Origin of the sequence: Bifidobacterium adolescentis ATCC 15703 (assembly GCF_000010425.1) — a bacterium.
Lineage (GTDB): Bacteria > Actinomycetota > Actinomycetes > Actinomycetales > Bifidobacteriaceae > Bifidobacterium > Bifidobacterium adolescentis.
On record NC_008618.1, the window covers coordinates 2,028,798 to 2,053,684 of the forward strand.

Genomic DNA, 24,887 nt, shown 5'->3' on the forward strand with positions numbered 1-24,887 from the left:
TGCGAGCCGGCAATGCGAAGGCTAACGATCTGCAGCTTTCGCCCGCGGTAGATGCCAAGCGGCAAGCGGCTTGGCCAGACGGGAGGCGGTGAACGCGCTGACGGCCACCGCAAGGCCGATTGGCACGAACAGGTTAATCGGAGCGTCAGCCAACTCCATCACCAGGCAAATCGCCATCAACGGCGCCTGCTGCGAGGCGGCAAGCAGCGCGCATGCACCCAGCAGCGCATACATGCCGATCGAATTCGTGTGGAACACCTGCATCCAAAGAATGCCCAGAATCGCGCCTCCGGAAGCGCCCAATGCGATGCCCGGCTGCAACACGCCACCGGAAGCGCCGGAACGAATCGTCATCAACGTGACGATCGCCTTGGCCACGAAAGACAGCAGCAACACCGGAATAACGGCCAGATCGGCCTTCGAGGAGAAGCTCAGCTGCGCGGCGGCGCGGCCATTGCCCATCACCTGCGGCACGGCGATCGCCACAACGCCCGTCAGCAGGCCGGCAAGCGGCATCATCCACAGAATGCCCGCTCCGGACGGCTTGTTTTTCTCCGCCCACTGGGAGCCGCGGCGGAACAGCGCGCCGGCGACGCCAAGCATCAAGCCGGCAATCAGCGCGAACACCATGTAGTCGGGGGTAAACAGGCCATTCGCCTTGCCGATCAAATAGAACGTGTGCGTGCCCTTGACCAGGCTCGCCACCCATGAGGCGAGCGCCGAGCAGGCGAACGCGAGCGTGACCGTCTCGAGCGTCACGTCGGCGAGCAGGATCTCCACCGCAAAGAACGTGCCGGCAAGCGGCGCGTTGTAGACTCCCGCGAGACCGGCCGCGGCGGTAATGGCCACCAGCATACGCGTGTCCTTCGCGCCGAGACGCACCCAGCGGGCGAATCGCTGGCCGAACATCGCGCCAAGCTCGCGCGGAGCCACTTCGCGGCCGATCGACATGCCGGTACCGACGATAAAAATCTGCAGCAGCACATGTACGATGGTCTGCCAGACCGGCATCAGCGCACCACCGACGGCTTTCTTGACGGATGGCACTGTTGTGGTACGCGTGCGCAGCAGCCACCAGATCACGGCCGCGATGGAGGCGCCGACCGTCACGGAAATCGCACGACGGATGGCAGGCACGTTGAAGGGACCGGATTCATGCGCATTCTCGATGTATCCAAGCGCGAAACGCTCGACTTGGTACAGCATAAGTGTCAGCAGGCCCGCGGCCGCGCCAATGGCGATGCCGACGATGGCCACCGCAGCGATCAGCCCCGGAATACGTCCGATAGTCGGCTGCTGTTCCGTCTCGTCCTGCGATTGCTCCGACACCATTGCTTCTCTCACGTTGCGTGTACCTCGTCTTCAGTCCGTCTCATCGGTTCGTATTACCGCATCACCATCGTTCCACCCACGGCGGATTTATGCGCCAATATCCCCCACCAGAACATGAATTCCAATGTCAGTCACACAACTTGCGTCTGCATAGTGAACGGCCGATCAGGCTCGTCGTCCTCGGCAACAAGGCCGGCCACATCCGCCAAACACCATAAGGCGTACAGCGGCAGATTCATCGGCGGCAAATATATTGGAATATATAGCATTCAAGACACAAGATGCGCAAAATAGACAATTTCAAATCGCCGTTTTTGCACAAAACAGATAATTTCCGCCACAGCCAAAGACAAGGAAATCAAACCTCCGCCACACCAGGGAAAGCGCAAATCCGCAATGTGAAACGCAGAAGAGTTACGTGCATGGCTCGCATGTTGAAAACATGAGCAACCATGAGCACCAGAGAAGGAATCCACCCGTAACACAACCGCCGCAGTCCGGAAATATTGGCGTCATGTTCCTGTTTTGCCGTTTTCATAAGCGTGATATCGATGGAATCGCAATATTCGTTCGGCTCATTCGAAGCATCAACGCAATACGGAAAAGAGAAGCCATGGCCAGCATCAGCACAACCGCGCAAGCGATCCCGCAAACGCCGCCGCAAACCCCATCACACCCTTCGATGCCTATTTCCAGCACCGTCAAAGCCGTACCCCGCTCCGGCATCCGCGACGTGTTCGACCGCGCACTCGCCGGCGATGCGGATGAGCTGCGCGAAGGCCTGCGTCGGCTGCGCTCATTCGCGGAACAGATATGAAAAGCCCGTCCAGGGAAAAGGGAAGACCTGGACGGGCACAAGGAAGGGAAGAGAGAAATCAGTGCAGACTTACTTGGCGGCCTCCTTCTTGTCGTCGCTCTTCGGCATGACCCAGAACTTGAGCAGCGGATAGCTGACGATCACGGCAAGCAAGGTGTTGACCACGGATGCGATCGTGCCTGCGATGCCGGCGTTCATGCCCCATCCCTGGCACAGACCGGTCACGTAGCCCGGCAGCACAAGGTTCACCACCACGATGATCACGGCGAGGATCACATACTTCCAAGCGGCGTCCTTGAAGCTGGAGTCGGACTTGAAGACCCACTTCATCTGCACGAAGAAGTTCACCACCTGCGCAAGCACCTCGGCAAGCAGGAAGGTGAGGAATCCACCCAGACCGTTGCCCTTGGTGTCATAGTTGAAGATCAGGAAGTGGAACGGCTGCGTGAGCCCCAAGCTGGAGATGAAGATGGCGGTGCCGATCCACGTCACCACGAAACGGGTGATGGTGGAGATGTTCGACAGCACATTGAACAGGATGAACTCCCAGATATTCGGATGATCCTTGATCCACTGGCGAATCGGTCCGACCTTCTTCTCGCCGGCAGCGGTTTCGGCCGGCTTCGCAGCATTGTTGTCAGTCATGGTTCAGCTCCTTTGCGGTGCGCTTGTTGGCGGATTGGTTGCGGAAGAAGCCGGCGATCACGCCGCCCAATCCGCGGAAAGTATGCCCGTTGGCGATGTTCACGATGGCGTCGACCATCGCCGAGTCGACCATGCCTTGGGTCATCTTGCTCATGGCGCGAGGCGGCATGTTCAGGATGAACAGGGTGTTCAGATCCGGCGAGCCAGTCTTCTGGCGGATCTTCGCTTCGCGCTTGGTCAGTGTCTTGGCGACGGTACGCGCCACGAAGCCCTTGGAATCCACCCACGACATGATCGGATCGTTGACGCCGAACGTCGTCGGCTTGCCGGGGGCAAGCACCTCATGGCCGAACAGCACGGCCATTTCGGCGTCGGTCACGTCCTTGACCTGTCCGGTCAGATAGTGGCCAAGCGCAGGATCGGCGGCGCAATCGGCGGTCGTGCAATCGCCGGCCACGGTGTGAGGAATCGCAAGCGGCAAATGCTCCGCATTGTCGCCGACCAGCAGCGTCCATTCGCCGCTTTCCGTCTTCCATGCATTGGCGGCAACATCGAAATGACGGAACGTGTAGCGGTCGAAATCGATATGCACACTCTTGCTTTCATGCGCGGCCAACTCTACCTTGACGAAGCCCTTCAGCTCACGGTCGGGATGGAGCACGCCACCCTGCGGCGCGCGCACATACAACTGGGCCACGGTGGAGCCGGCGACATCGGAATCATTGGTGACGACGAAATCCACACCGGTCGCGGTGGCGGTGATCGCGCTGTACGTGAACGTGGAGTAGCTCAGACCGTAGCCGAACGGGAAGCGTACGGGCACGCCCACGGTCTCGTAATAGCGGTAGCCGACGAACGGGCCCTCGCGGTAGATCGCGTCACGCCCGATGGCCGGATACCAGCCGGAGCTTGGGCAATCCTCGTATTGCATCGGCCAGGTTTCGGCCAAATGTCCGGATGGGTTGACTTCGCCGGTCAGCGCGCGCACGGTGGCGGACGCGCCGGCCTGGCCGGACAATCCTACGTACAGCATGGCCGCAACATCGTTGAACCACGGCAATTCCACCGGGGAACCGGCGACGAGCACGATCACCACCGGCTTGCCGGTCTTCGCCAACGCCGTTACGAGATCGTTCTGCGCCTGCGGAATCGCCATGGTGGATCGGTCAAGGCCTTCGGATTCGCTGCGTTCGTCGAGGCCAACGACGGCCAGCACCACATCCACGGCGTCCTTCTTGGCGAGCGCGACGGCGTCGTTCAGCAGCACCTCATCCGACTTGCCTTGGCGGTCGTAGCCCTGCTCGTAGCCGGCCAATACCAGTCCTTCGGCGTTCTTGACCTCGTCGAGGATGTTCTCCTCCTTGGTGGCGTTCACCTTGGATGAGCCGGAACCCTGATAGCGTGCGGTCGCGGCCATATCTCCGATGACGGCCACGCGAGTGCCCGGCTTGAGCGGCAGCGTGGCGGCGTCGTTCTTCAGCAGCACGCTGGAATGTTCCGCGACCGTTCTGGCGATATCATGGTGCGCCTTCGCGATGTCGTCCGACAGCAGATCGTCGCGGCCGACGCCGACGAGCTTGGTCGCCGCCGCGATTTTGGCGACTTCCGCGGCACGCTTGTTGATGTCCGCCTCGGCGAGCGCGCCCGCTTTGACCGCGCCTTCCAGCTCGCGCACGGAGGTGAAACCTGGCGACGGCATTTCCAGCGAGCCGCCGGCTTTGACGGCTGCGACGGCGGAGTTGGAGCCGCCCCAATCGGAGACGACCATGCCGTCGAAGCCCCATTCGTCGCGCAGGATCTCCTGCAGCAGATGCTTGTTTTCGTGGGCGTAGACGCCGTTGACCTCGTTGTAGGAGGTCATGATGCTCATCGGCTTGGCCTCGCGCACGGCGATTTCAAAACCGGTCAGATACAATTCGCGCATGGTACGTTCGTCCACCACGGAGTTGCTGGCCTGGCGGCGCAGCTCCTGGCTGTTGACCGCGAAATGCTTCGGGCATGCGGAGACGCCGTTGCTCTGGATGCCGCGAATAAGGCCGGCGGCCATACGGCCGGCGACGATCGGATCTTCCGAATAGTACTCGAAGTTGCGTCCGCACAGCGGGTTGCGTTTGATGTTCATGCCCGGTCCAAGCAACACGTTCACGTCGAGATCGTGAGCTTCCTTGCCGAGCGCCTCGCCCATCTCTTCGGCGAGCGCCGGATCCCAGGTGTTGGCCACGGTGCAGGCGGTCGGGAAGCAGGTGGCCGGCTTGGATGCGCCGATGCCGAGGTGGTCGCCTTCGCCAAGCTGCCTGCGCACGCCGTGTGGGCCGTCGCTCATGACGAAGCCGGGAATGTCGGCGCGATCGTTGCCGCGCGAATCCCATTCGGATCCGCCGGACAGCATCGCCGCCTTTTCAACGATCGAAAGATCTTCAAGTTCCATGGGTTCTCCCTCGCACTAGGTGTTGCCAAAACCTGCTTTGCCGAGCCTGCCCTGTCCGCTCCGCCCGACTGCGCTGTTTTCTTGCGATTTCCCGCTGCCGTACCGCGCTGCATCGCACCGTGCCGCACGCGGGATTTCGCCGCTAGTTTGATTGAACCAGCTTTTGCGATGCCATCACCGCCGTATTACACAACCTGTCGTTTTGCTCGCACAATCGGCATATGGGCGCGGTGAAGAGGGTATGCGGTGGCGCAGAACGCGCATAAAATCGCATCGTTCCATTTTGCAATCGATGGCAAGCGTTTCGATATGCGTATATCGTTGCAATTTCAAGCGACTCGCCGATATTGATACCTTTTTGCGCAAGCGCTATCATACTTAACGAAAGTAAGTTTTGCTGACTTTTCTTCAATGCGGAACATGCTTTGATCACTCAACGCGGAGAGCGATGTTTCGCAGCGCACAGAAAGGATAATGAGATGCGCGACCAGCAAAGCAGCGACACGAGCATCGCCCTGGACGCCAATACGGACGTCCAGCAGGAGGCCGATAAACCGGCAGTCAAGTGGAGGTACCTCTTCGGCTTCCTCGCCTGGACCGTGCTTAACGCCATCGTCATCGCACTGTGCGCTGGCGCGTCGGTCTTGACCATCAAGCGCATCAAGTAATTCAAACGGGACCGTACCGTCGCATATGATGACACGGTCCCAATCCAGTTCTCCCGATTTTTCCCACACTCAAAGGAGCCCCACATGGTAGACAGCACACTGTTCTCGCTGGCCACGCTCAACGCCCATCCGGCAATGAATCCGGATTCGGTGATCCAGGGCGATCATTGGCGCATCGGCCTCATCACGGACGCGCTCGTCCGTTTCGAATGGTCCGACAGCGGCCGTTTCGTGGATGACGCCACGCAGATGGCGATGGTCCGTGATTTCGGCGAAAAGCCTGAATTCACCGTCACCGAACGTAATGGCTGGCTGGAAATCGACACCCCGTCGCTGCATATCTCCTACAACCAGCGCAAGTTCTCTCCGGAAGGCCTGTACGCAACCGTCAAGCACGTCAACGCCATCGAAAACACTTGGCATTACGGCGACGTGCAGCGCAGGAACCTCGGCGGCACCTACCGTACGCTCGACGAGGCGAACGGCCGCATCCCCGTCGATCCGGGCGTCAACAGCACCGACGGTTGGGCGATCATCGACGATTCCAAGTCGAACGTCATCCGCGAAACCGCCGAAGTGAACGGCAACCACAACGATTTCGGCACGTGGGCGACCCCGAAGGAAGAGCCGACCACCGACCTGTACCTGTTCGGCTACGGCCACCGCTACCGTGAGGCCGTGCACGCCCTGTACCGCCTGACCGGCCCGACCCCGCTGCTGCCGCGCTTCGTGCTGGGCAACTGGTGGAGCCGCTACCACCGCTATACCGAAACCGAATACCGTCAGCTCGTCGAACGTTTCGAAAAGGAAGGCATCCCGTTCACCACGGCCGTCATCGATATGGACTGGCACCTGGTTGACGACGTCGACCCGAAGTACGGCTCCGGCTGGACCGGCTACACGTGGAACAAGGACTTCTTCCCGGATCCGAAGCGCTTCCTCAACTGGCTGCACGAGCATGGCATGAAGGCCACGCTCAACGTCCACCCGAGGGACGGCGTGCGCGCGTTCGAAGAGCTGTATCCGCAGGTCGCCAAGGCCATGAACATCGATCCGGAAAGCGGCGAGGCCGTGCAGTTCGACCTGACCGATCCGAAGTTCATGGAGGTCTACTTCGACCAGCTCCACCACCCGATGGAGGAAGATGGCGTCGACTTCTGGTGGATTGACTGGCAGCAGGGCGGCCTGACGCGGCAGCCGGGACTCGACCCGCTGTGGGGCCTGAACCACCTGCATTACCTCGATTCCGCCCGCAACGACGGCAGCGACTACAGCGAACGCAACCCGCGCCCGCTCACCTTCTCGCGTTACGCCGGCCCGGGCTCACACCGCTACCCGATCGGCTTCTCCGGCGACACCGTCGTGACGTGGGAGTCGCTGAAGTTCCAGCCGGAATTCACCGCCTGCGCTTCCAACATCGGCTACGGCTGGTGGAGCCACGACATCGGCGGCCACATGTTCGGCTACCGTGACGAGGAACTGGAGGTCCGCTGGTACCAGCTGGGCGCGTTCAGCCCGATCAACCGTCTGCATTCCACCGATTCGCCGTTCAACGGCAAGGAGCCGTGGAACTTCCACGGCGATGCGGAACGTGCGATGACGTCCGCGCTGCGCCTGCGCCATGCGATGATCCCGTACCTGTACACGATGAACCGTCGCGCCGCGTTCGACAACGAGCCGCTCGTGCAGCCGCTGTACTGGGACTATCCGGAAATCGAAGCCGCATACAAGCTCACCGACGAATTCCGTTTCGGCACCGAGCTGCTGGTCGCGCCGATCGTCGATCCAGCCGAGCGTTCCGTGCAGCGTGCGAAGGCCGACGTGTGGCTGCCGCAGGGCGAATGGTTCGATTTCTTCGACGGTCGCCATTACACGTCTCGTCCGGCCGAAGGCCGCCGTCTGGAGGCTTGGCGCGATCTCGACCGCATGCCGGTGTTCGCTAAGCCCGGCGCGATCGTGCCGCTGCAGATGCCCGCCGAGGGTGAGGCGCTCAACTCCGTGGCCAACCCGCGCGCACTGCAGGTAGTGGTGTTCCCGGGTGCCGAAAACAGCTTCACGCTGTGGGAGGATGACGGTGCCGCACAGAGCAAGGATCGTTGGGCATCCACCGAAATGGCGCTGCGTTTTGAGGGCGATTCCGCACAGTTCTCGATCGCCCCTGCGGAAGGTGCGACGGACGTCATTCCGGCTTCCCGCGATTGGACGGTCACGTTCCGTGGCATCGCTCCGGAAGCGATGCACGCCGTCCGCGCGACCGTCGACGGCTCTGCCGCCGCTCCGGAAGTCGCGTACGATGCGGAAACGCTGAGCCTGACCGTCACGCTGCGTGACGTGCCGACGAGCTCCGCAATCGCCATCGATTCCGCCGACGGTCTTGCCGTTGCGGACGATCCGGTTGAAGCCGACGCGTTCGCCGTGCTGAAGGATGCGCAGATGCTGTACATGACCAAGGAGCACGCATACCGCGCGATCCGCGAGCTGGGCAAGGATGCGCTGCCGGCACTGAGCACGCTGGAGGATCTGCACGGCGTTGGCGCGCAGACCAAACACCAGTCCCACATGCCGCAGCCGGTCATCCAGGCCCTGGCCGAAGTGCTGACCCGCAACTGACCTCATCGCAATAATTCAAAATAAAACGCGTGCGCGTCCGGATGGTTTCCGCCCGGACGCACACGCGTTTTGTTTTATGTACGAAATTACGCAACGCGCTACTGTTCGGTGGCACATCGCCGTTTACGACTTTGGCTGCTCTTATCATTCCAGCCATCGCAATCGGACTAACAGTGGCCAGTCTGCAATGGCTTCCCAAAGGATTGTATCTATTGCTGATACTGGGCTTCGGCATAGTGGTACAACTGCAAATACCACTGTTCGAACATGCACTAAAACCCTATGTAAATAAGGTGGCCGCATAGCAGCAAGCAAGTTTCCAAGCTTTTGAGCAAATACAATAAAGCTCAATCTTTCGGGCGGTAGCAGTGCTACCGCCCATTTACGTTTTCATTCGCATTTCGTATGAACCGCATGACACTTTTCTCTTTAAGGCATCGAGGTGGTGACGTTTTCTTGGACTTCCCGACCGGGAGGAGAACCCCCTTATGGCGAAGTACAGCAAGGAGCAGCGCGACAGAGCCATGGACCTGTACATCAGATACGAGCGCTGCGCCGCGGACGTGGATTGGCTACAATGTATTAGACCCTCCGATGAGGGACGAATGACGTGGGATTGGAGGCCGACGATGGCCGACCCGAAACATCCCCGCCACCACGGCGAGGCGTTCAAACGGCAGATCGCGCAGTCGTGCGAGAGCGGCAAGCCATCCCGGGAGATCAGGGCCGGGCACGACATCGCGCGATCGACCCCGCGGCGCCGGGTCCAAGGCATCCGCGACAGCGGCTCCACCCGGGCCGCGGACAACCGCACGCCCGGGCGGAACGAGCCGATCGAGCCGGGGAGGCGCGACCGGCGGTTGGAGATGGAGGTGGACGTTTCAGAACAAGCGGCGCCGGTATTCGCACGAAGGCAGGCGTGATACGGGCCAACGCCGCCCGCTGCCCGATATCGGCGCGATGCGGGATACCGGGCGTTCCCCGCCCCACCTGTTACTGGATGACCGGGCGTCCCGGGACGGAGCGTGCGGATCCGATCGCCGGCGACGTGCGCGCGGTCCGGCGCGACGGCCGCGAACGCTACGGCGCCAGGAAGATCAAGGCCGCCCTGGAAAGGAAGGGCGTCACCGCGTCCAGGAGACGCATCGGCAACATCATGCGCGAACAGGGCATGCGGGCGCGTACGCGCGCGGACGGTCCGAACCGCACAGGACGCGGGCCGACGAGGCCAGGCTCGCGAACCTGCTGGACCGCGGGTTCGACGGCTACGCCCCGCACACGCATCCGGCGGGCGATCTTACCTATGTCCGCGTCGGCGGAGACTGGGCGTACGTGTGTCTGCTGGTCGACCTGGCGGACAGGGGCATCGTCGGCCATTCCGCCGGGCGGACCCCAGGACGCAAGCCTGGTGCTGGGCGCGTTCGCCACCCTCGGCTTCCCGCTGACGGACGTCCAGGAAACAGGGGTTTGCCGGCCGGAAGGGTCCGCAGGCCCCTCTTCCCGTATTCTGACGTTAGGAGACAACAGCATGCAGGCGGATCGTGTGAGAGAGACGGAACGAATCAACGACGCGTTCCTCGAGGAGGTCGTGCCATTCGCGGTGCACGGCGCCACAATCGTCGACGCGCGTGGAATGACGAAAAACGGTTGGCTCGTTTCCGACGGACGGTCGATAGTCGAAACGGGATGCGCCGAAACGGACTTCGAAACGGCCTGCCGGCTGGTCCACGTCGAGCAAGATCATATTGTTAACGCTAACGGAATGGTGATGACGCCCGGATACGTCGACATCCACTCGCACGGCGCATGGGGAAGCTCGTTCGATGACGGCGAGAAGGGGATCACGACCGCCCGAGCCGGACACATGGCGCACGGAACGACGAGACAGGTCCTGAGCCTCATCACCAATCCCATCGACGTCATCTGCGGTAACTTGAAGACGGTCCACGACATGATGCCGGACCGCCCGGATATTCTGGGCGCGCACCTCGAAGGACCGTTCCTCGCCATGCCCCGGAAAGGCGCCCATGATCCCAATTGCCTAGTCGATCCCACTCCGGATCTCGTATCCAGAATGCTGGACGCCGCCGATGGGTGTCTCAGACAGATCACCATCGCGCCGGAACTTCCGCATGGAATCGACGCAATCCGCCGTTTCTTCCTGGCCGGAGTGGTTCCGGCGGTCGGCCACTGCGATGCCGACTACCAGACTGCCAGAAAAGGATTCGACGCCGGAGCCGGAATCATGACCCATATGTTCAATGCCATGAACGGGCTGCACCACCGCGACCCCGGCCCGATTCCGGCGGCAGTGGAGGATCCGAGGGTCACCATCGAGCTTATCAACGACGGATTCCACGTGCAGGATCCCATGGTCAAGCTCGGATTCGGGCTTGCGCCCCATAGAATCGCCTTCGTCACCGACGCCATGGCCGCGACCGACTGTCCGGACGGGCATTACCTCCTCGGGGCTCTGGATGTAGATGTGCGGGACGGTCATGCCAGACTCGCCTCCAATGGAGCCATCGCCGGTTCTACACTGCTATTGGAAAAGGCCGTGTCTCGCGCGGTGCTGGAGCTCGGCATCAGTCCGGTCGACGCGGTGGAAGCGGCGACGCTGACCCCTGCGCGGGCATTTGGCTTCGACCGTCGAAATGACGTGACAGGCTTCCCGATCGGTCTGCTCGCTCCGGGATTCGCGGCCGACGTGCTGCTCCTTGATCAGGAAACCTGGACGGTGCGACGCGTCTGGTGCAACGGGCATCCGGTGAGATAATTGATTTCAAGGTTCAATGACGAACGAAAGGAACAATGACAATGAACCAACGTAGAGAACATCGTTGGCCTCGGCCGTTGGAGGGCCGGCGGGCCCGTATCTGGTACGGCGGCGACTACAATCCCGACCAGTGGCCCGAGGAGGTCTGGGACGAGGACGTGCGCCTCATGGTCAAGGCGGGAGTGAACCTCGTATCCGTGGGCATCTTCTCCTGGGCGAAAATCGAACCCCGCGAAGACGTGTACGATTTCGGCTGGCTCGACCGAATCATCGACAATCTCGGCAAGGCCGGCATCGCCGTAGATCTCGCTTCCGCGACCGCATCCCCGCCGATGTGGCTGACCCAGGCGCATCCCGAGGTGCTGTGGAAGGACTACCGCGGTGACGTGTGCCAGCCGGGCGCGCGCCAGCACTGGCGTCCCACCAGTCCTGTGTTCTGTGAGTACGCATTGAAGCTCTGCCGGGCGATGGCGGAGCATTACAAGGACAATCCCTATGTGGTCGCTTGGCACGTTGGTAACGAGTACGGATGCCACAACCGCTTCGACTATTCCGAGGACGCCGAACGCGCGTTCCAAGACTGGTGCGAGGAACGGTACGGCACGATCGAAGCGGTGAACGACGCATGGGGTACTGCGTTCTGGGCCCAGCATCTGAACGATTTCAGCGAAATCGTTCCGCCTCGATTCATCGGCGACGGCAATTTCATGAACCCCGGCAAGCTGCTCGACTTCAAACGCTTCAGCTCCGACGCGCTGAAGTCATTCTATGTGGCCGAACGTGACGCATTGGCCGAAATCACACCAGAAAAGCCGTTGACCACGAATTTCATGGTCTCCGCCGGCGGTTCCGTACTGGATTACGACGATTGGGGCGGCGAGGTCGATTTCGTGTCAAACGACCATTACTTCATTCCGGGCGAGGCGCATCTGGACGAGCTCGCGTTCTCGGCTTCGTTGGTGGACGGCATCTCCCGCAAGGATCCGTGGTTCCTGATGGAGCATTCCACCTCGGCCGTGAACTGGAGACCGATCAACTATCGCAAGGAACCCGGCCAGCTGGTGCGCGATTCCTTGGCGCACGTGGCCATGGGAGCCGATGCCGTGTGCTACTTCCAGTGGCGCCAATCCAGGTCCGGCGCGGAGAAGTTCCATTCCGCGATGCTGCCGCATGCGGGGGAGGATTCCCAGACGTTCCGGGACGTGTGCGAACTGGGCCGTGATCTGGGCACGCTTGCGGATGAGGGACTGCTCGGCACCAAGCTGGCGAAATCCAGCGTGGCCATCGTGTTCGATTACGAGTCCGAATGGGCGAGCGAGCACACCGCGACCCCGACGCAGAACGTCCATCATATCGACGAGCCGCTCGCATGGTTCCGCGCTCTGGCGGACGTCGGCGTGACCGCGGACGTCGTTCCAATCCGTTCGAACTGGGACGAGTACGATGTCGCGATACTGCCGAGCGTGTACATCCTCTCCGAGGAGAACACCCGTAGGGTGAGGGACTACGTCGCGAACGGCGGCAAGCTCATCGCCACGTACTATACAGGCATCAGCGACGAACGGGACCATGTGTGGCTCGGCGGTTACCCAGGTTCCATCCGGGACGTCGTCGGTGTGAGGATCGAGGAGTTCGCCCCTATGGGATCCGATTGGCCCGGAGTTCCGGACCACCTCGATCTCGACAACGGAGCCGTCGCACACGACATCGTCGACGTGATCGGCTCAATCGGGAAGGACGCGAAGGTGCTCGCCTCGTTCAAGGATGACCCATGGACCGGCATGGACGGACGCCCGGCCATCGTGTCCAATCCATATGGCGAAGGGCGTAGCGTCTACGTCGGAGCCCGGCTGGGACGTGATGGCATCGCCAGAAGCCTGCCGATGATCCTCGAGACCCTTGGTGTGGAAGTCAAAGACTCCTCGGATCCGGACTTGCTTCGCATCGAGCGCGTCGATGAGTCGACGGGGGCTCGGTTCACGTTTCTGTTCAACCGGACCAAAGAACCTGTCAGCATGCTGGTGGAGGGACGCCCGGTCGTCATGTCACTGGCCGACTGTGCTGGCGCGACGGTTACCATCAATCCCAATGGCGTACTCGTCGTCAAACAATAATGGCTCATTAATGAGGCGATATGCCATGTGAACGTTCACATGGCATATCGCCTTTCTTACGACAGATGGCATCGTCGTTTTTGATGATATGTTCACAATATGTTGTGTTATATCGTATGACAACACTTAAGTTAAGTCAGGCATGTCTTTTGCCCTACCAGCTTCTCTGCGTGTGGCATTCTCCTCACCTCTACAGACGTGGAGAATGCCACAAAAGGATAATATCCAGTAGACCGCTAACGATAAATATGGCCGAGCTGTTCTTCGTTGTCGAATAACGGTTGTGATTGTTGCTTAATGTTCGGCTGTGGGATTGGCGGTTCGTGCTCTATGGCTTTTTTCTTGCGTGGCTTTGGTTGTTTGTCATCATCATAACGATCATCACTCCCCAGCACGTTCGCTTCTCGTCAATGTATTTGTATGCGATTGCATGGAATTTAGATGGGATTCCATCGATAGTGATAGTGCGAGACCTTTTTTTTGGCGGTTGCCTTTGCCTTGATTTGGCCAATGTTGCCGACTGGGACGATCCACCACGTATTATGCATTTCGGATTTCGATTTGATGAGGCGTGTCATTCTTTCAAGATTTTTTAGGCGAGGATTCCCCGCCTAAAAAATCTTGAAATCGCAGGAGATCTGCATGTAGGTGCCAGGAAAACGCTCATCCTCGCGCAGATGCTATGCGAACAGCTGATTCCCACGTTCATAGGACTCGTCATGGCATATTCGGCACTGTTCATTCTCATCGGCACGATGAATCCAACCCCGTCCGACTCACTTGCCATTTTCCTCCTGGAGCTGCATGACGGTCTGCCGTTGCCGTGCGCCACGGCCATGGGAACGGCGATCGCAGTCATACTGATTCGTGAAAAAGACCTGTTCCGCTTGTTCAAGACCAGATGAATCGGACATATACCGGTGGAACGAATCGCCATTGGAGGATCAAGTTCGTGTGATGTCGTAGACCATAAGTCATCAGTTAAGCGTTGTGTGACAATTCCATACAACGCTTTCTTCATCGCCGTACACCCTTTATGGCGAAGTCGAAGGATAGCCACGGGAAGACGAGGACACGTGAACCGGTCCGCATAAGCAAAGCCCAGAGGCAAAGCATCCGCCCATCTGTCCCATCGAAACCGGCTAGTTTGATTCTGTCGTGTCCGCCGACGAATCATCGGCGCAATGCGCATCGAAACATATCCCGTCAGGACCTTCTGCTGTGAGGGACACGAAGGTCTGACGGGATATGCCGGATCCGTTAAGGTTGGATCCGACGGAGCAATCGCTGGCGTTCATTCCGGTCGCTTCATCCGGGATACGCCTGGCGTCCTCCATCTTGCGATGCACCATTCGATGCGTTTTGGCTCCAATCAGGAACGAATCGAGATCTGCCCTACAGACAATTTCCGTGGATTGACTCCACCTAATGTGACGACGCACGCGTTCGACTTCGAACCGATGGGAAACGTGCGATGCGGACATCGCGCACTTTCCCGATCTCGTCCGGAACCCGAAGGCGCACAGCCTTCTTAAGTGAAAATCGCTCCTGAAATGGAGCCAAAGGAGTTCCCCTTTAAACTGCCTTGACCATTATCTCTCTTGATTGTTTGTAAAACTCGTATTGTGGAAGTGGCGAAGGCCATGCTTCCTTGCCCGTCTCCATTGCGGGAGAAGATATAAGATCCCGATAAGGTCCTTTTATAGACAAAAACCGGTTCTTTCGTCAATCCCGAAGCGCATCCATTGGAATGCCGTTGTAGGCCAAGTCAAAACGCCGGGGTTGAAAAGAAAAAGGTGCCGCACCATTATTCCCACGGAATCTGGTGCGGCACCTTTTCTTTTGAAAGGAAACAAAGAAGTCTTTGCGCCTTACTTGTTGATGACCTTCTTGAACAGGTCGGAGGATGCCTTGGCGAGGGCGAACTGGCCGAAGCCCGGATCCATGGAGGCGAGGTTGGAGTTGAGGATCTGGTTGAAAGTGTCGTTCTGCATGTTCATTCCTTTTCCGCGGCGCTTTGTCTTCCGTTCGCCGCTATTCTTTTTTCTCTTGTTTCGTTATGCCTTGATTGTAGGCATGTCATCCCCGTCGCCGCATGTCATTCCGATTGATTCTTTTGTATATTCATCGGTTTGCCAGAAGATTTTTGAAATAACTTACCGCACCATTACCATCACATAAACCAAGAAGGCCCCGACATGGTCGGGGCCTTCTTGGTGAAAAAGGGAAGGAGTGGCAAGTATTAGTCTTTATTCGGTCAGGGTTTTGGCCTCCTCATCGATGGCTTCGACGGTCTCGGCGGTCTGAGCTTCGTCATCGACGATTTCGCCGGAGGCAAGCTTGGCTTCGAGCTCTTTGACAATCTTAGCATGCATCTTCTCGTCGATCTTGACCTTGAACATGAACACCAGCAGGCTGAGCACGATCAGAATAAGCGGCACATAGAAGGCGCAGATTTCGAAGGTGTGGATGTTGGAGGGGGTCATATCGGCCGCGGTGGCGTTGCCGGTCATGCCAGCAGCGACGGCGATGAAGCCGGTGATGCCGTTGGACAGCGCGCCGCCAATCTTATCAAGCATCGGACGTACGGACAGGGTGACGGCCTCGTTGCGCTTGCCGTTCTTCAGCTGGCCGTATTCGATGGAGTCGGTCAGGGAGAGGATGGCGGTCATCTGGATGAGGGTGCCCGGGATGTAGAAGAGCACGAGGGCGATGAACACCACGGTCATGTTGGTGGAGAAGAGACCCAGCAGGATGTAGGCCACGATCATGGAGGTCATGCCGACGATGTACAGGACTCGGCGTGGGATGCGCTTGTTCAGGATCGGGTACAGCGGAGCCATGATGAGGCCTGACACCAAGGCGATGACGCCGGTCATGGAGTAGGCGGCCTGGTTGTCGAGCACGAACTTGAACAGGAAGAGGAGTACGCCGGTGGTGGCCACGTTGGCGATGGCGTACAGCAGGTAGGACAGGGCGACCCACAGGAGCTGGTCGTTCTGGAACAGGGCCTTGAATGCCTCGAGCGGGTTGCCGTTCTTCTGGGCCTTGGCGCGCAGTGCGTTGGTGCTTTCCTTGGTGCCGAACGCGACGGTCCATGCGGTCAGGATGCCGAGGAGTCCGACGATGATGCCGAAGGAGGTCCAGCCGGCCTGTCCTTCGCCCTTGGCACCGGTGAGCGTCCAAGTGAAGTAGCTGACGATCGGGATGACCACGACGGTGATGCCGTTGTAGCCGATGGAGCCGGTGAAGGAGCCGAGGGCGGTGTAGGTGGAGCGCTCGTGGGAGTCGGAGGACAGCGCCGGGATCATGCCCCAGTAGGAGATGTCACGCAGGGAGTAGAACACGTCGAGCACGACGAAGGTGATGACGAACAGCACGATGAACAGCGTGGTGTTGACGTTCACCAGGCCGAACATGCCGCTGAAGATCACGGCGAGCAGGACGGCGGAGATCAGGCCGCCGAAGAACTGCCATGGGCGGAAGCGTCCCCACTTGGTGTTGGTGTTGTCGATGAGGTTGCCCAGCAGCGGGTCGATGAAGATCTCGGCGATACGGATGATCACCACGAGGCTGGTGATGACACCGATAAGCTTGGCCGCAAGCGCCTTGTCAACGCCCGAGAACAGGCAGCCGGTGACATAGACGATGAAATATGTGCTCATCGCGTTGTAGAAGGCGGCCTGACCGAGGTTGCCGCAGGCGTAGGCGATACGCTGGCCGAGCTTGCCCTTCTTGCGGACGCCACCGTCCGCGGTTGTCGTTTCGTTGCTCATTTTTTCTTCTCCTTAAGATTCCGGAGTTGAAGATCACCCATTGATCTTGCATGTCGAGTATACGCTCTTTACAAGAAAAAGTAAAAACCATTAGCAAAATATAGGGTTTGGCGGCGTGTTGAATTAGGTAAACCGTGTACCAGCACTGTCATATCGGTATCAATCAGATGCCTGATACGTTACAACATATACCGCTGATACGAAGGAATTAAGACGTCAAGTAAAACCGATTTGCTTTTTTTGTAAACAACATTTATTATCTGGTAAAGGAAGTTCATCTTCTCTCCATCATTCACAAAGATGTAATGAACGAAAGCAGGAAAACATGGCAAACGAAACCCGCATCGAACACGCATCCGAGACCTGGCTCGCCGATTCGACCGTATTCGAGGTCAACCGCGTCCCGGCGCATTCCGACCACAAATGCTACGCGCACGATCCGCAGACCAACGAATGGTCCGATCTGAGGCAGAGCCTCGACGGCGAATGGAGGGTCGAGGTCGTTCAGGCATCCGACATCGAATTCAACGAGGAGCCCTTCGTAAGGGAGAACTTCGACGATTCCGCCTTCGAACGCATCCAGGTTCCCGGACACCTGCAGATGGCGGGATTGATGAACAACAAGTACGTGAACATTCAATACCCGTGGGATGGCCACGAGAATCCGGCGGAACCGAATATTCCGGAGAACAACCATGTCGCCCTCTACCGTAAGACCTTCACGATGGCGAACCGTCTGGCCGACACCAAGAACGCCGGCGGAACCGTCTCCATCGTGTTCCACGGCATGGCCACCGCAATCTACGTGTGGGTCAACGGCATGTTCGTCGGCTATGGCGAGGACGGCTTCACCCCCAACGAATTCGACATCACCGAGATGCTGCACGACGGCGAGAACGTCGTTGCCGTCGCATGCTACGAATACTCCAGCGCCTCATGGCTCGAGGACCAGGACTTCTGGCGTCTGCACGGACTGTTCCGCTCGGTCGAGCTGGCCGCGCAGCCGCATGTGCATATCGAGAACATGCAGATCGAATCCGATTGGGATCCGGAGTCCGGCAGCGCCTCTTTGGACGCGGCGCTCACCGTGCGCAACGCAGCCGACGCGGCCACGATCTCGGCGACGTTGAAGGATTCCGATGGTAACGTCGTCTGGGAGACCGCGAACTGCGCTGACCCCGATACCTCCATCTCCACCGGATTGTTGAACGGCATCCGCCCGTGGAGCGCGGAGGATCCGGTCCTCTACGAGTTCGAGGTCACGGTCATCGACCATGCCGGCAACATCGCCGAGGTCGCCGTCCAGAAGGTCGGATTCCGCCGCTTCCGCATCGAGGACGGCATCATGACGATTAATGGCAAGCGCATCGTATTCAAGGGCGCCGACCGCCACGAGTTCGATCCCAAGCGCGGACGCGCGATCACCGAGCAGGACATGATCGACGATGTGGTCTTCTGCAAGAGGCACAACCTCAACGCCATCAGGACCTCCCACTATCCGAACCAGGAGCGCTGGTACGAGCTGTGCGACGAGTACGGCATCTACCTGATCGACGAGACCAACCTCGAAACCCATGGCAGCTGGTGCCTGCCCGGTGACGTCCTCACCGAGGAGACCGCCGTCCCGGGAAGCAAGGCGCATTGGGAGGGCGCGTGCGTCGACCGTGTCAACAGCATGGTGCGCCGCGACTACAACCATCCGAGCGTCCTGATCTGGTCTCTCGGCAACGAATCCTACACGGGCGACGTGTTCCGCGCCATGTACAAGCGCGTGCACGACATCGACCCGAACCGTCCCGTGCACTATGAGGGCGTGACCCACAACCGCGACTACAACGACGTGACCGACATCGAGACCCGCATGTATGCGCACGCCGACGCCATCGAGGAATACCTGAAGAATGATCCGCAGAAGCCTTACATCTCCTGCGAGTACATGCACGCCATGGGCAATTCGTGCGGCAACATGGACGAATACACCGCGCTCGAACGCTATCCGAAGTACCAGGGCGGCTTCATCTGGGACTTCATCGACCAGGCGATCTACGCCACCCAGCCCGATGGAACCACGAGCCTTCGCTATGGCGGCGACTTCGGCGACAGGCCGAGCGACTACGAGTTCTCCGGCAACGGCCTGGTGTTTGCGGACCGTAAGCCCACGCCGAAGGCCCAGGAGGTCAAGCAGCTGTATTCCAACGTGCATATCGATGTCGCCGAGGATTCCGTGACCATCAAGAACGATAATCTGTTCACCTCCACTGGCGAATACACGTTCGTGTTGCGTGTCCTTGCGGATGGCGAACCGGTATGGCAGTCCGAACGCCGTTTCGACGTGCCGGCCGGTTCGACGGAGAAGCTCGATGTCGACTGGCCGTTGGATCTGTACCGCGACGGCGCGTCCGAACTGGTGCTGGAGGTATCCCAGCGTCTCGCCAAGGCGACCAATTGGGCGGTAGCCGGCTATGAGCTGGCATTCGGCCAGACCGTCGTCGCCGGCTCCAAGAAGGCCTCTGCTCCGGTGAAGCCGGTCGACGGCATCGTCACCGTTGGCCGTTGGAACGTCGGCGTGCAGGGATCCGGCCGCGAGGTACTGCTTTCCCGCACCCAAGGCGGACTGGTCTCCTACACGTTCAACAATCGAGAATTCGTGCTGCGCCGTCCGGCGGTCACCACGTTCCGCGCGCTGACCGACAACGATCGCGGCGCAGGCCACGGCTTCGAACGCGCCCAGTGGCTGGGAGCAGGCCGTTACGCCCGCTGCATCGGCAACGAGATCGAACAGATCGACGAGAACACCGTCAAGGCCTCCTACACGTACGAGCTCGCCACCCCGCAGCGCACCAAGGTGACCGTCAGCTACACCGCCGACACCACCGGACGAGTGAATCTGCACGTCGAATACCCGGGCGAGCCGGGCGACCTGCCCACCATCCCCGCGTTCGGCATCGAATGGACCCTTCCGGTCCAGTACTCGAACCTGCGTTTCTTCGGCGCTGGTCCGGAGGAGACCTACCAGGATCGCAAGCATGCCAAGCTCGGTGTGTGGAGCACCGACGCGTTCAAGGACCACGCCCCGTATCTCATGCCGCAGGAAACCGGCAACCATGAGGACGTGCGTTGGGCCGAGATCACGGACGAGAAGGGCCATGGCCTTCGCATAAGCCGCGCCGAAGGCGCCGAACCGTTCGCGATGAGCCTGCAGCCGTACTCCAGCTTCATGCTTGAGGAAGCCCAGCATCAGGACGAGCTCCCCGCCCCGAAGCACATGTTCCTGCGTGTGCTTGCCGAGCAGATGGGTGTCGGAGGAGATGACTCCTGGATGTCCCCGGTCCACCCCCAGTACCATATCCCGGCGGACCAGCCGATCAGCCTCGACGTCGATCTCGACCTGATCTGACCGGCGCGCCCCGGCGGAAACCGGGACTTGGCTTTCCTTTCGCCATACGCGGAAACGTATGGCGAAAGGACGGTGCCGTCGTCAAGGGTGGACCTTGACATCAAACCGGAGACGGCGCCTTGAAAGGGTACGGCACGTCTTCCATGTTTTCCCCGTGCCGTGCCCTCGTTTCCATATCGGGAACAGGGCTTGACAGACTTTCCTTCGAAAACACCTCACAGATGTAAAAGGGTTCGGTCCTCGTTGGCACGTATTAAGCGTGTCAACGAGGACCGAACCCTTTCTTCTTAAACCCTACCTAGCTTTCGGGGTGAAACTGTCCCGGGCGACCAGCTTGGTTGAAATCCTCATATGCTGGTTGACGGAGCGCCCCATGGAAATGGCCTCCGACAGCATGAATACCGCGGCCTTGGCCAATTCGTCCTTGTTGATGTCATACGACGAAAGCGTCGGCGAAGTGTAATTCGCGATCTCCTGGTTGTTGATGCTCACCAGTCGCATGTCGCGTGGAACCAGAATGCCGGACGCCGCGAACGCCTGCAAGACGCCTACGGCGATGGGGTCCGCCGCCACAATCAGAGCATCCGGGAGCCTGTCGCCACATTCGGCCACGAACCTCTCTCCCAAGGCACGGCCGTTCTCCACGGTGAAAGGCCCCTCATCGAACACCAGGCCGTCGACGTCAAGACCGAGACGGACGGTCCAGTTGCGGAACGCGAACGCACGCGGATCCTCGGGATACTCATGGTCGCCCATGATGTTGCCGAACCCTCCGATGAACCCGATTCGCTTGTTGCCGGCGTCCATCAATTCGTCCAAGGCGTCCAGAATGGTCTGCTCCAGATCCGGCTGCACCGAATCGAACAGGCTCGGCGCGGGATTGATGTCGATGAACACTCCATGCGGAAGGACCGCGTGCAGACGCTTCAACATGTTCCTTTTGAACGGCGCCGGACCTATTGAGATGAATCCGGCGTATTTGGACGCGTCCTTCATCAGGGATTTGACATCGTTGTATTCCGTCACTCTCATGCGCTCGTCCTTGGCATGGCGACGTAATGAAACTTCAAGCTCGTCAAAATAGGCGTCCTGAAGCCCCTTGTCGTGGATGGAGTTGTTCAGCAACGCGATGTCTTGCGGAATGGTGACACGTTGGTAGCGGGGGACGTTCTCGTACCCCATCTCAATGCTGGTGCTCAGAATCTTCTGACGGGTGGCCTCCTTCACCGAGAACGAGGGGTCGTCATTGAGTATTCTCGATACGGTCGCCTGGGAGAAGCCCGCCTTTTCCGCGATCTCCCTGATCGTGGCCATGGAAACCTACCTCCTTGGAAATTCAGCAACTAAACGTGTTTAGTAACGAGTTTATCATGTTTGAAAGCGTAATTGCCATCAATGTCGGAAATTTCGTTTTCAATGAAAATGGATTGGCTACAATGTATTGGACAGTCCGATGAGGCCATTCGTGGATTCAAGCTCAATATGCTGCTGTACGAATTGCTATCGCTGCTGTATTCGAGGTTCGTTTCCGGGGTACGGCGGCCGGAATTGGTCAGATCCGGAAGAAACATCACCATGCAGATCATCGGATACATGACATCGCACCGCAAACAGCATCTCGAAGCGACCGACGTCGCACGGGAATTTGGATACGGCAGGGAACATTTCTGCCGCCTATTCCGCAAGGCGACCGGCAAAACGTTCAAAGAATTTCTGACCGACCTGCGATTGGACGACGCCTGCAGAAAACTGTCAGGTTCCTCTGCGTCGATAGCCAGCATCGCAAGGGAATGCGGTTTCCCCGATACGCGCGCGCTGCAGACGGCCGTGCAACGCAAATACGGCATACGCGCGCAGGAATATCGCGAACGATACGAAAATCGAAACTAACGTTCAACGAGAGAAGGAGGAAATATGACTGGGCCTGCACCAACCATCCGTCGTATGAAAATTGAGGATTATCCGCTGGTATACGGGTTGTGGACGCGATGCACCGGTTTCACCATGAGGGACATCGACGATTCCGAGGATGCGATAAAAACGTTCCTCAAACGCAATCCCGACACCTGTTTCGTAGCCGAAGACGATGGCGGAAGGATTATTGGAGCGATTCTTGCCGGTCACGATAGCAGACGGTCGCGCATCTACCACACGGCGGTCGATCCCGACGCGCGCGGTATGGGCATTGGCTCGCTTTTGGTGGGCCGAGTGGTTGAAACGCTTCGTGCGATCGGCCTGCCAAAAGTCGCCGTCGGTGTGCCCGCAGACAACGATGCCGGCAACGATTTCTGGGAGCATCAGGGGTTTGCTGTCCGTGACGATTTGGTCTATCGGGAACTACCTCTCTAATACGACCCGTCCGACAACGAACCGTCCAATACGCTCGCACTTTGTCTCTATAAGCCCGGTTCCGCACTTGCAGTCCGCAACAAATATGTTCTGTATATCAAACGTGTTCAAAGACCATGCAGTGGAATATCAGACGGAGGAAGACCCGTTCGGAACGCTTAAGAGAGACGAGCTGCTGTGACGAATGGCGATACGGCGATGTGGTCATCGCTGACCTTGTCATCGTTTTCTCTGAAACATCCGGCATCCTCATCTCACACTTTTATGAGCGAGTTTTTGCCCTTCCGTAACATTTCATGAGGGAGAGCCGCCCTTCCATGGCCACCTGTGCACCCTATGCACCCCTTAAAAACGGCGCCATTCCGCCATGAAATCACCCCCTTCATCCGAGCATGGCATTGCGCACCCCGTCAAAACATGGCCGTCATCCCTGGTTTCCCGATTTCCACACTTTTTGAAAACCCGTTTTACCCGATTTCCGCACTTTTCCGGATACCGAGCGGCACTGTTCCGACCGCGCGACTGCATCAAACGCCGATTCCGACGATTCTACAGATTAACGGTAAAACGTCGCGCGGCGACCCGGCCGGCTTGCGGAATGGAGGTCAGGCTCGTTCCGCGGCATCCTTGCCGGCGAGCAGGTCCTTGACCCATTTCTCTTCGGAGAGTCCGCGCTCGAACTCCTTAAGACGTCCGAGCATGTCGTCGAGCTGTTTGTTCAACCATTCCTCGTCAAAATCTGCAGGCACGAGCTGGAAGCTCTTGCCCGCATCCGGCCAGATCCAATGGATATGCCACCAATTCTTACCATTCGACCATGTCTCAAGGCATGGGATGCTTCGGCTTATTCTGTCGTAGATTTCCATCCGTTTCCCGTCAAGGCCACAGGAGTCGAAGCACAGTTGGCAACGTATTTCAGGCCCGTCATCCCCGTCTTGGACTTTGATCTCATAAAAATAGTTGCAGCAGGTTTTCCAACTGCTGTTCGGCCCGTCACCATCGGGCAGAATCAGCGACATGAGTTTGGTCCTGAATCTCGTTATGCGCTTGCCACAATCCCCCTCGTCGAACACAATCTCATCGTCCTTGGCCTTCCGCCTGGCCCATTCTTTGCAATGTTCGTTTATCCTGGGGATCAGGTCGTTTTTGCAGTTAATAATCAGATCCAGCGCCCTCTTGTGTTTCTTGTAGATTTTCATGCAGATACGTTCGAGTTCCTCGTCTCCCAAAATGTCCCTCCTCACGGCGTCCATGTATTCCGAAATGAACTGAGCCTGCGCCGGAGCCGGCCCATGAGCCTCGACCGCCTGGCCGATGATGCCGAGCACGTCCCCATACCCCATGGCGAGCCAATCCTCGGCATCGGAGGCTTTCGACGCGTTCCTCGCATCCGGGGTGAGGAATATGAACCGACGCCGGTAAGCCGGATAAGCCTTCTCAACCTCTCCGCAGTATCTGGCAAGTTGGTCGTCATGCTCGCCGGAGAAGATCTTGTTCTCAATGCAAAGGACATAGCCCGCGTCATAGTTCACCGCAAGAATGTCAATACAGTGCCATTCACGACGGATCGAGAAGCCGTCGCAGTCCATAAGCAGATCGTCGAAGACCCCGTCGCCTCCCATCCCTCGCGCAGCGTAATCCACGAAGCCGCGGATCACGCCGTCGTCTAACCCATGGTTCTCGGCGGGGTCCATGAGCCAGGCGAGGACGTTGCTGTGCCGGATCTCGGCGCGTGCAATCCCGAGGACGTCGAACGCGTTGAACCCGCGCGTCCATTTGGACAGCCGATCCAGGCATCCGGAGTCGGCAAGGAATTCTTCTAGCGCCTTCCTGTCCTCCTTGGTGGAATCATCTTCCAAAGCCATCGCCACCCTTTCCGGAAAACAATCACAGCCTGCATTCCTTCATCGGGCAGGACCGCCCACCCCGCATCCATCTTATATTCGTTCGGATGGCCACCCATTCATGCGTTTCA

Annotated in this window: 16 protein-coding genes and 1 pseudogene; 10 read left to right on the top strand and 7 right to left on the bottom strand. The window is 58.9% G+C overall.

All coding sequences use genetic code 11. The features are described 5' to 3' along the window. Nucleotides 1–21: 21 nt before the first annotated feature. Nucleotides 22–1,332, bottom strand: a complete 1,311-nt coding sequence (locus tag BAD_RS08390) for a chloride channel protein (protein WP_011743888.1) — start codon at nucleotides 1,330–1,332, stop codon at nucleotides 22–24. A gap of 442 nt (nucleotides 1,333–1,774) precedes the next feature. Here BAD_RS08390 and BAD_RS09115 point away from each other — a divergent pair, with 442 nt between their 5' ends. Then, nucleotides 1,775–2,149, top strand: coding sequence for a hypothetical protein (locus tag BAD_RS09115; protein WP_143245392.1), 375 nt, complete (start codon nucleotides 1,775–1,777; stop codon nucleotides 2,147–2,149). Between the two features lie 69 nt (nucleotides 2,150–2,218). Here the strand turns inward: BAD_RS09115 and BAD_RS08400 are convergent, their stop codons facing one another. Beyond that, nucleotides 2,219–2,794: a GtrA family protein gene (locus BAD_RS08400; protein ID WP_011743889.1), complete on the bottom strand. Its 576-nt coding sequence runs from the start codon at nucleotides 2,792–2,794 to the stop codon at nucleotides 2,219–2,221. After that, nucleotides 2,787–5,222 carry a beta-glucosidase GluB gene (locus BAD_RS08405; protein WP_011743890.1) on the bottom strand — a complete coding sequence of 812 codons (2,436 nt, stop codon included), beginning with the start codon at nucleotides 5,220–5,222 and terminating at the stop codon, nucleotides 2,787–2,789. Before BAD_RS08405 ends, BAD_RS08400 begins: the two co-directional genes overlap by 8 nt. A 479-nt stretch (nucleotides 5,223–5,701) precedes the next feature. Here BAD_RS08405 and BAD_RS08410 point away from each other — a divergent pair, with 479 nt between their 5' ends. From BAD_RS08410 to BAD_RS08440, 6 genes and pseudogenes are all read left to right on the top strand, one after another. Beyond that, entirely contained in the window at nucleotides 5,702–5,890 is a 189-nt protein-coding gene (locus BAD_RS08410; RefSeq protein WP_041777449.1) for a hypothetical protein, read from the top strand. 84 nt (nucleotides 5,891–5,974) lie between these two features. Then, nucleotides 5,975–8,500: a glycoside hydrolase family 31 protein gene (locus BAD_RS08415; protein ID WP_011743891.1), complete on the top strand. Its 2,526-nt coding sequence runs from the start codon at nucleotides 5,975–5,977 to the stop codon at nucleotides 8,498–8,500. 629 nt (nucleotides 8,501–9,129) lie between these two features. Then, nucleotides 9,130–9,956, top strand: a pseudogene (locus BAD_RS09350) (IS3 family transposase); the annotation flags it as partial. A 72-nt stretch (nucleotides 9,957–10,028) separates the two neighbouring features. Then, entirely contained in the window at nucleotides 10,029–11,276 is a 1,248-nt protein-coding gene (locus BAD_RS08430) for an N-acetylglucosamine-6-phosphate deacetylase (RefSeq protein ID WP_011743894.1), read from the top strand. Between the two features lie 41 nt (nucleotides 11,277–11,317). Continuing rightward, nucleotides 11,318–13,390, top strand: a complete 2,073-nt coding sequence (locus BAD_RS08435) for a beta-galactosidase (RefSeq protein ID WP_041777451.1) — start codon at nucleotides 11,318–11,320, stop codon at nucleotides 13,388–13,390. 719 nt (nucleotides 13,391–14,109) lie between these two features. Beyond that, nucleotides 14,110–14,295, top strand: a complete 186-nt coding sequence (locus tag BAD_RS08440; RefSeq protein WP_021913189.1) for a hypothetical protein — start codon at nucleotides 14,110–14,112, stop codon at nucleotides 14,293–14,295. A 966-nt stretch (nucleotides 14,296–15,261) separates the two neighbouring features. Here BAD_RS08440 and BAD_RS09415 read toward each other — a convergent pair. Continuing rightward, nucleotides 15,262–15,384: a hypothetical protein gene (locus BAD_RS09415; protein WP_256145948.1), complete on the bottom strand. Its 123-nt coding sequence runs from the start codon at nucleotides 15,382–15,384 to the stop codon at nucleotides 15,262–15,264. 255 nt (nucleotides 15,385–15,639) lie between these two features. Then, nucleotides 15,640–17,166 (bottom strand): glycoside-pentoside-hexuronide (GPH):cation symporter, encoded by a 1,527-nt coding sequence (locus BAD_RS08450; RefSeq protein WP_011743896.1) that lies wholly within the window; start codon nucleotides 17,164–17,166, stop codon nucleotides 15,640–15,642. Between the two features lie 325 nt (nucleotides 17,167–17,491). Between BAD_RS08450 and BAD_RS08455 the strand changes: the two genes are divergently transcribed. Then, nucleotides 17,492–20,563 carry a glycoside hydrolase family 2 TIM barrel-domain containing protein gene (locus tag BAD_RS08455; RefSeq protein WP_011743897.1) on the top strand — a complete coding sequence of 1,024 codons (3,072 nt, stop codon included), beginning with the start codon at nucleotides 17,492–17,494 and terminating at the stop codon, nucleotides 20,561–20,563. A gap of 294 nt (nucleotides 20,564–20,857) precedes the next feature. Here the strand turns inward: BAD_RS08455 and BAD_RS08460 are convergent, their stop codons facing one another. Continuing rightward, complete coding sequence (locus BAD_RS08460) at nucleotides 20,858–21,877, bottom strand: LacI family DNA-binding transcriptional regulator (protein ID WP_011743898.1); 1,020 nt, start codon at nucleotides 21,875–21,877, stop codon at nucleotides 20,858–20,860. A 108-nt stretch (nucleotides 21,878–21,985) separates the two neighbouring features. Here BAD_RS08460 and BAD_RS08465 point away from each other — a divergent pair, with 108 nt between their 5' ends. Then, entirely contained in the window at nucleotides 21,986–22,453 is a 468-nt protein-coding gene (locus BAD_RS08465; protein WP_229027880.1) for a helix-turn-helix transcriptional regulator, read from the top strand. Nucleotides 22,454–22,477: 24 nt separating this feature from the next. Further along, nucleotides 22,478–22,912: a GNAT family N-acetyltransferase gene (locus BAD_RS08470; RefSeq protein ID WP_011743899.1), complete on the top strand. Its 435-nt coding sequence runs from the start codon at nucleotides 22,478–22,480 to the stop codon at nucleotides 22,910–22,912. A gap of 605 nt (nucleotides 22,913–23,517) precedes the next feature. On the opposite strand, the gene BAD_RS08475 is transcribed toward BAD_RS08470, so the two are convergent. Then, nucleotides 23,518–24,771, bottom strand: coding sequence for a PD-(D/E)XK nuclease family protein (locus BAD_RS08475; RefSeq protein WP_167524188.1), 1,254 nt, complete (start codon nucleotides 24,769–24,771; stop codon nucleotides 23,518–23,520). Nucleotides 24,772–24,887 lie beyond the last annotated feature (116 nt).

What these genes read in the sequence shown, in the direction of transcription:
- BAD_RS08390 (WP_011743888.1), bottom strand. Translation starts at nt 1,332, where the DNA reads ATGGTGTCGGAGCAATCGCAGGACGAGACGGAACAGCAGCCGACTATC.
- BAD_RS09115 (WP_143245392.1), top strand. Translation starts at nt 1,775, where the DNA reads ATGAGCAACCATGAGCACCAGAGAAGGAATCCACCCGTAACACAACCG.
- BAD_RS08400 (WP_011743889.1), bottom strand. Translation starts at nt 2,794, where the DNA reads ATGACTGACAACAATGCTGCGAAGCCGGCCGAAACCGCTGCCGGCGAG.
- BAD_RS08405 (WP_011743890.1), bottom strand. Translation starts at nt 5,222, where the DNA reads ATGGAACTTGAAGATCTTTCGATCGTTGAAAAGGCGGCGATGCTGTCC.
- BAD_RS08410 (WP_041777449.1), top strand. Translation starts at nt 5,702, where the DNA reads ATGCGCGACCAGCAAAGCAGCGACACGAGCATCGCCCTGGACGCCAAT.
- BAD_RS08415 (WP_011743891.1), top strand. Translation starts at nt 5,975, where the DNA reads ATGGTAGACAGCACACTGTTCTCGCTGGCCACGCTCAACGCCCATCCG.
- BAD_RS08430 (WP_011743894.1), top strand. Translation starts at nt 10,029, where the DNA reads ATGCAGGCGGATCGTGTGAGAGAGACGGAACGAATCAACGACGCGTTC.
- BAD_RS08435 (WP_041777451.1), top strand. Translation starts at nt 11,318, where the DNA reads ATGAACCAACGTAGAGAACATCGTTGGCCTCGGCCGTTGGAGGGCCGG.
- BAD_RS08440 (WP_021913189.1), top strand. Translation starts at nt 14,110, where the DNA reads ATGGCATATTCGGCACTGTTCATTCTCATCGGCACGATGAATCCAACC.
- BAD_RS09415 (WP_256145948.1), bottom strand. Translation starts at nt 15,384, where the DNA reads ATGCAGAACGACACTTTCAACCAGATCCTCAACTCCAACCTCGCCTCC.
- BAD_RS08450 (WP_011743896.1), bottom strand. Translation starts at nt 17,166, where the DNA reads ATGAGCAACGAAACGACAACCGCGGACGGTGGCGTCCGCAAGAAGGGC.
- BAD_RS08455 (WP_011743897.1), top strand. Translation starts at nt 17,492, where the DNA reads ATGGCAAACGAAACCCGCATCGAACACGCATCCGAGACCTGGCTCGCC.
- BAD_RS08460 (WP_011743898.1), bottom strand. Translation starts at nt 21,877, where the DNA reads ATGGCCACGATCAGGGAGATCGCGGAAAAGGCGGGCTTCTCCCAGGCG.
- BAD_RS08465 (WP_229027880.1), top strand. Translation starts at nt 21,986, where the DNA reads ATGGATTGGCTACAATGTATTGGACAGTCCGATGAGGCCATTCGTGGA.
- BAD_RS08470 (WP_011743899.1), top strand. Translation starts at nt 22,478, where the DNA reads ATGACTGGGCCTGCACCAACCATCCGTCGTATGAAAATTGAGGATTAT.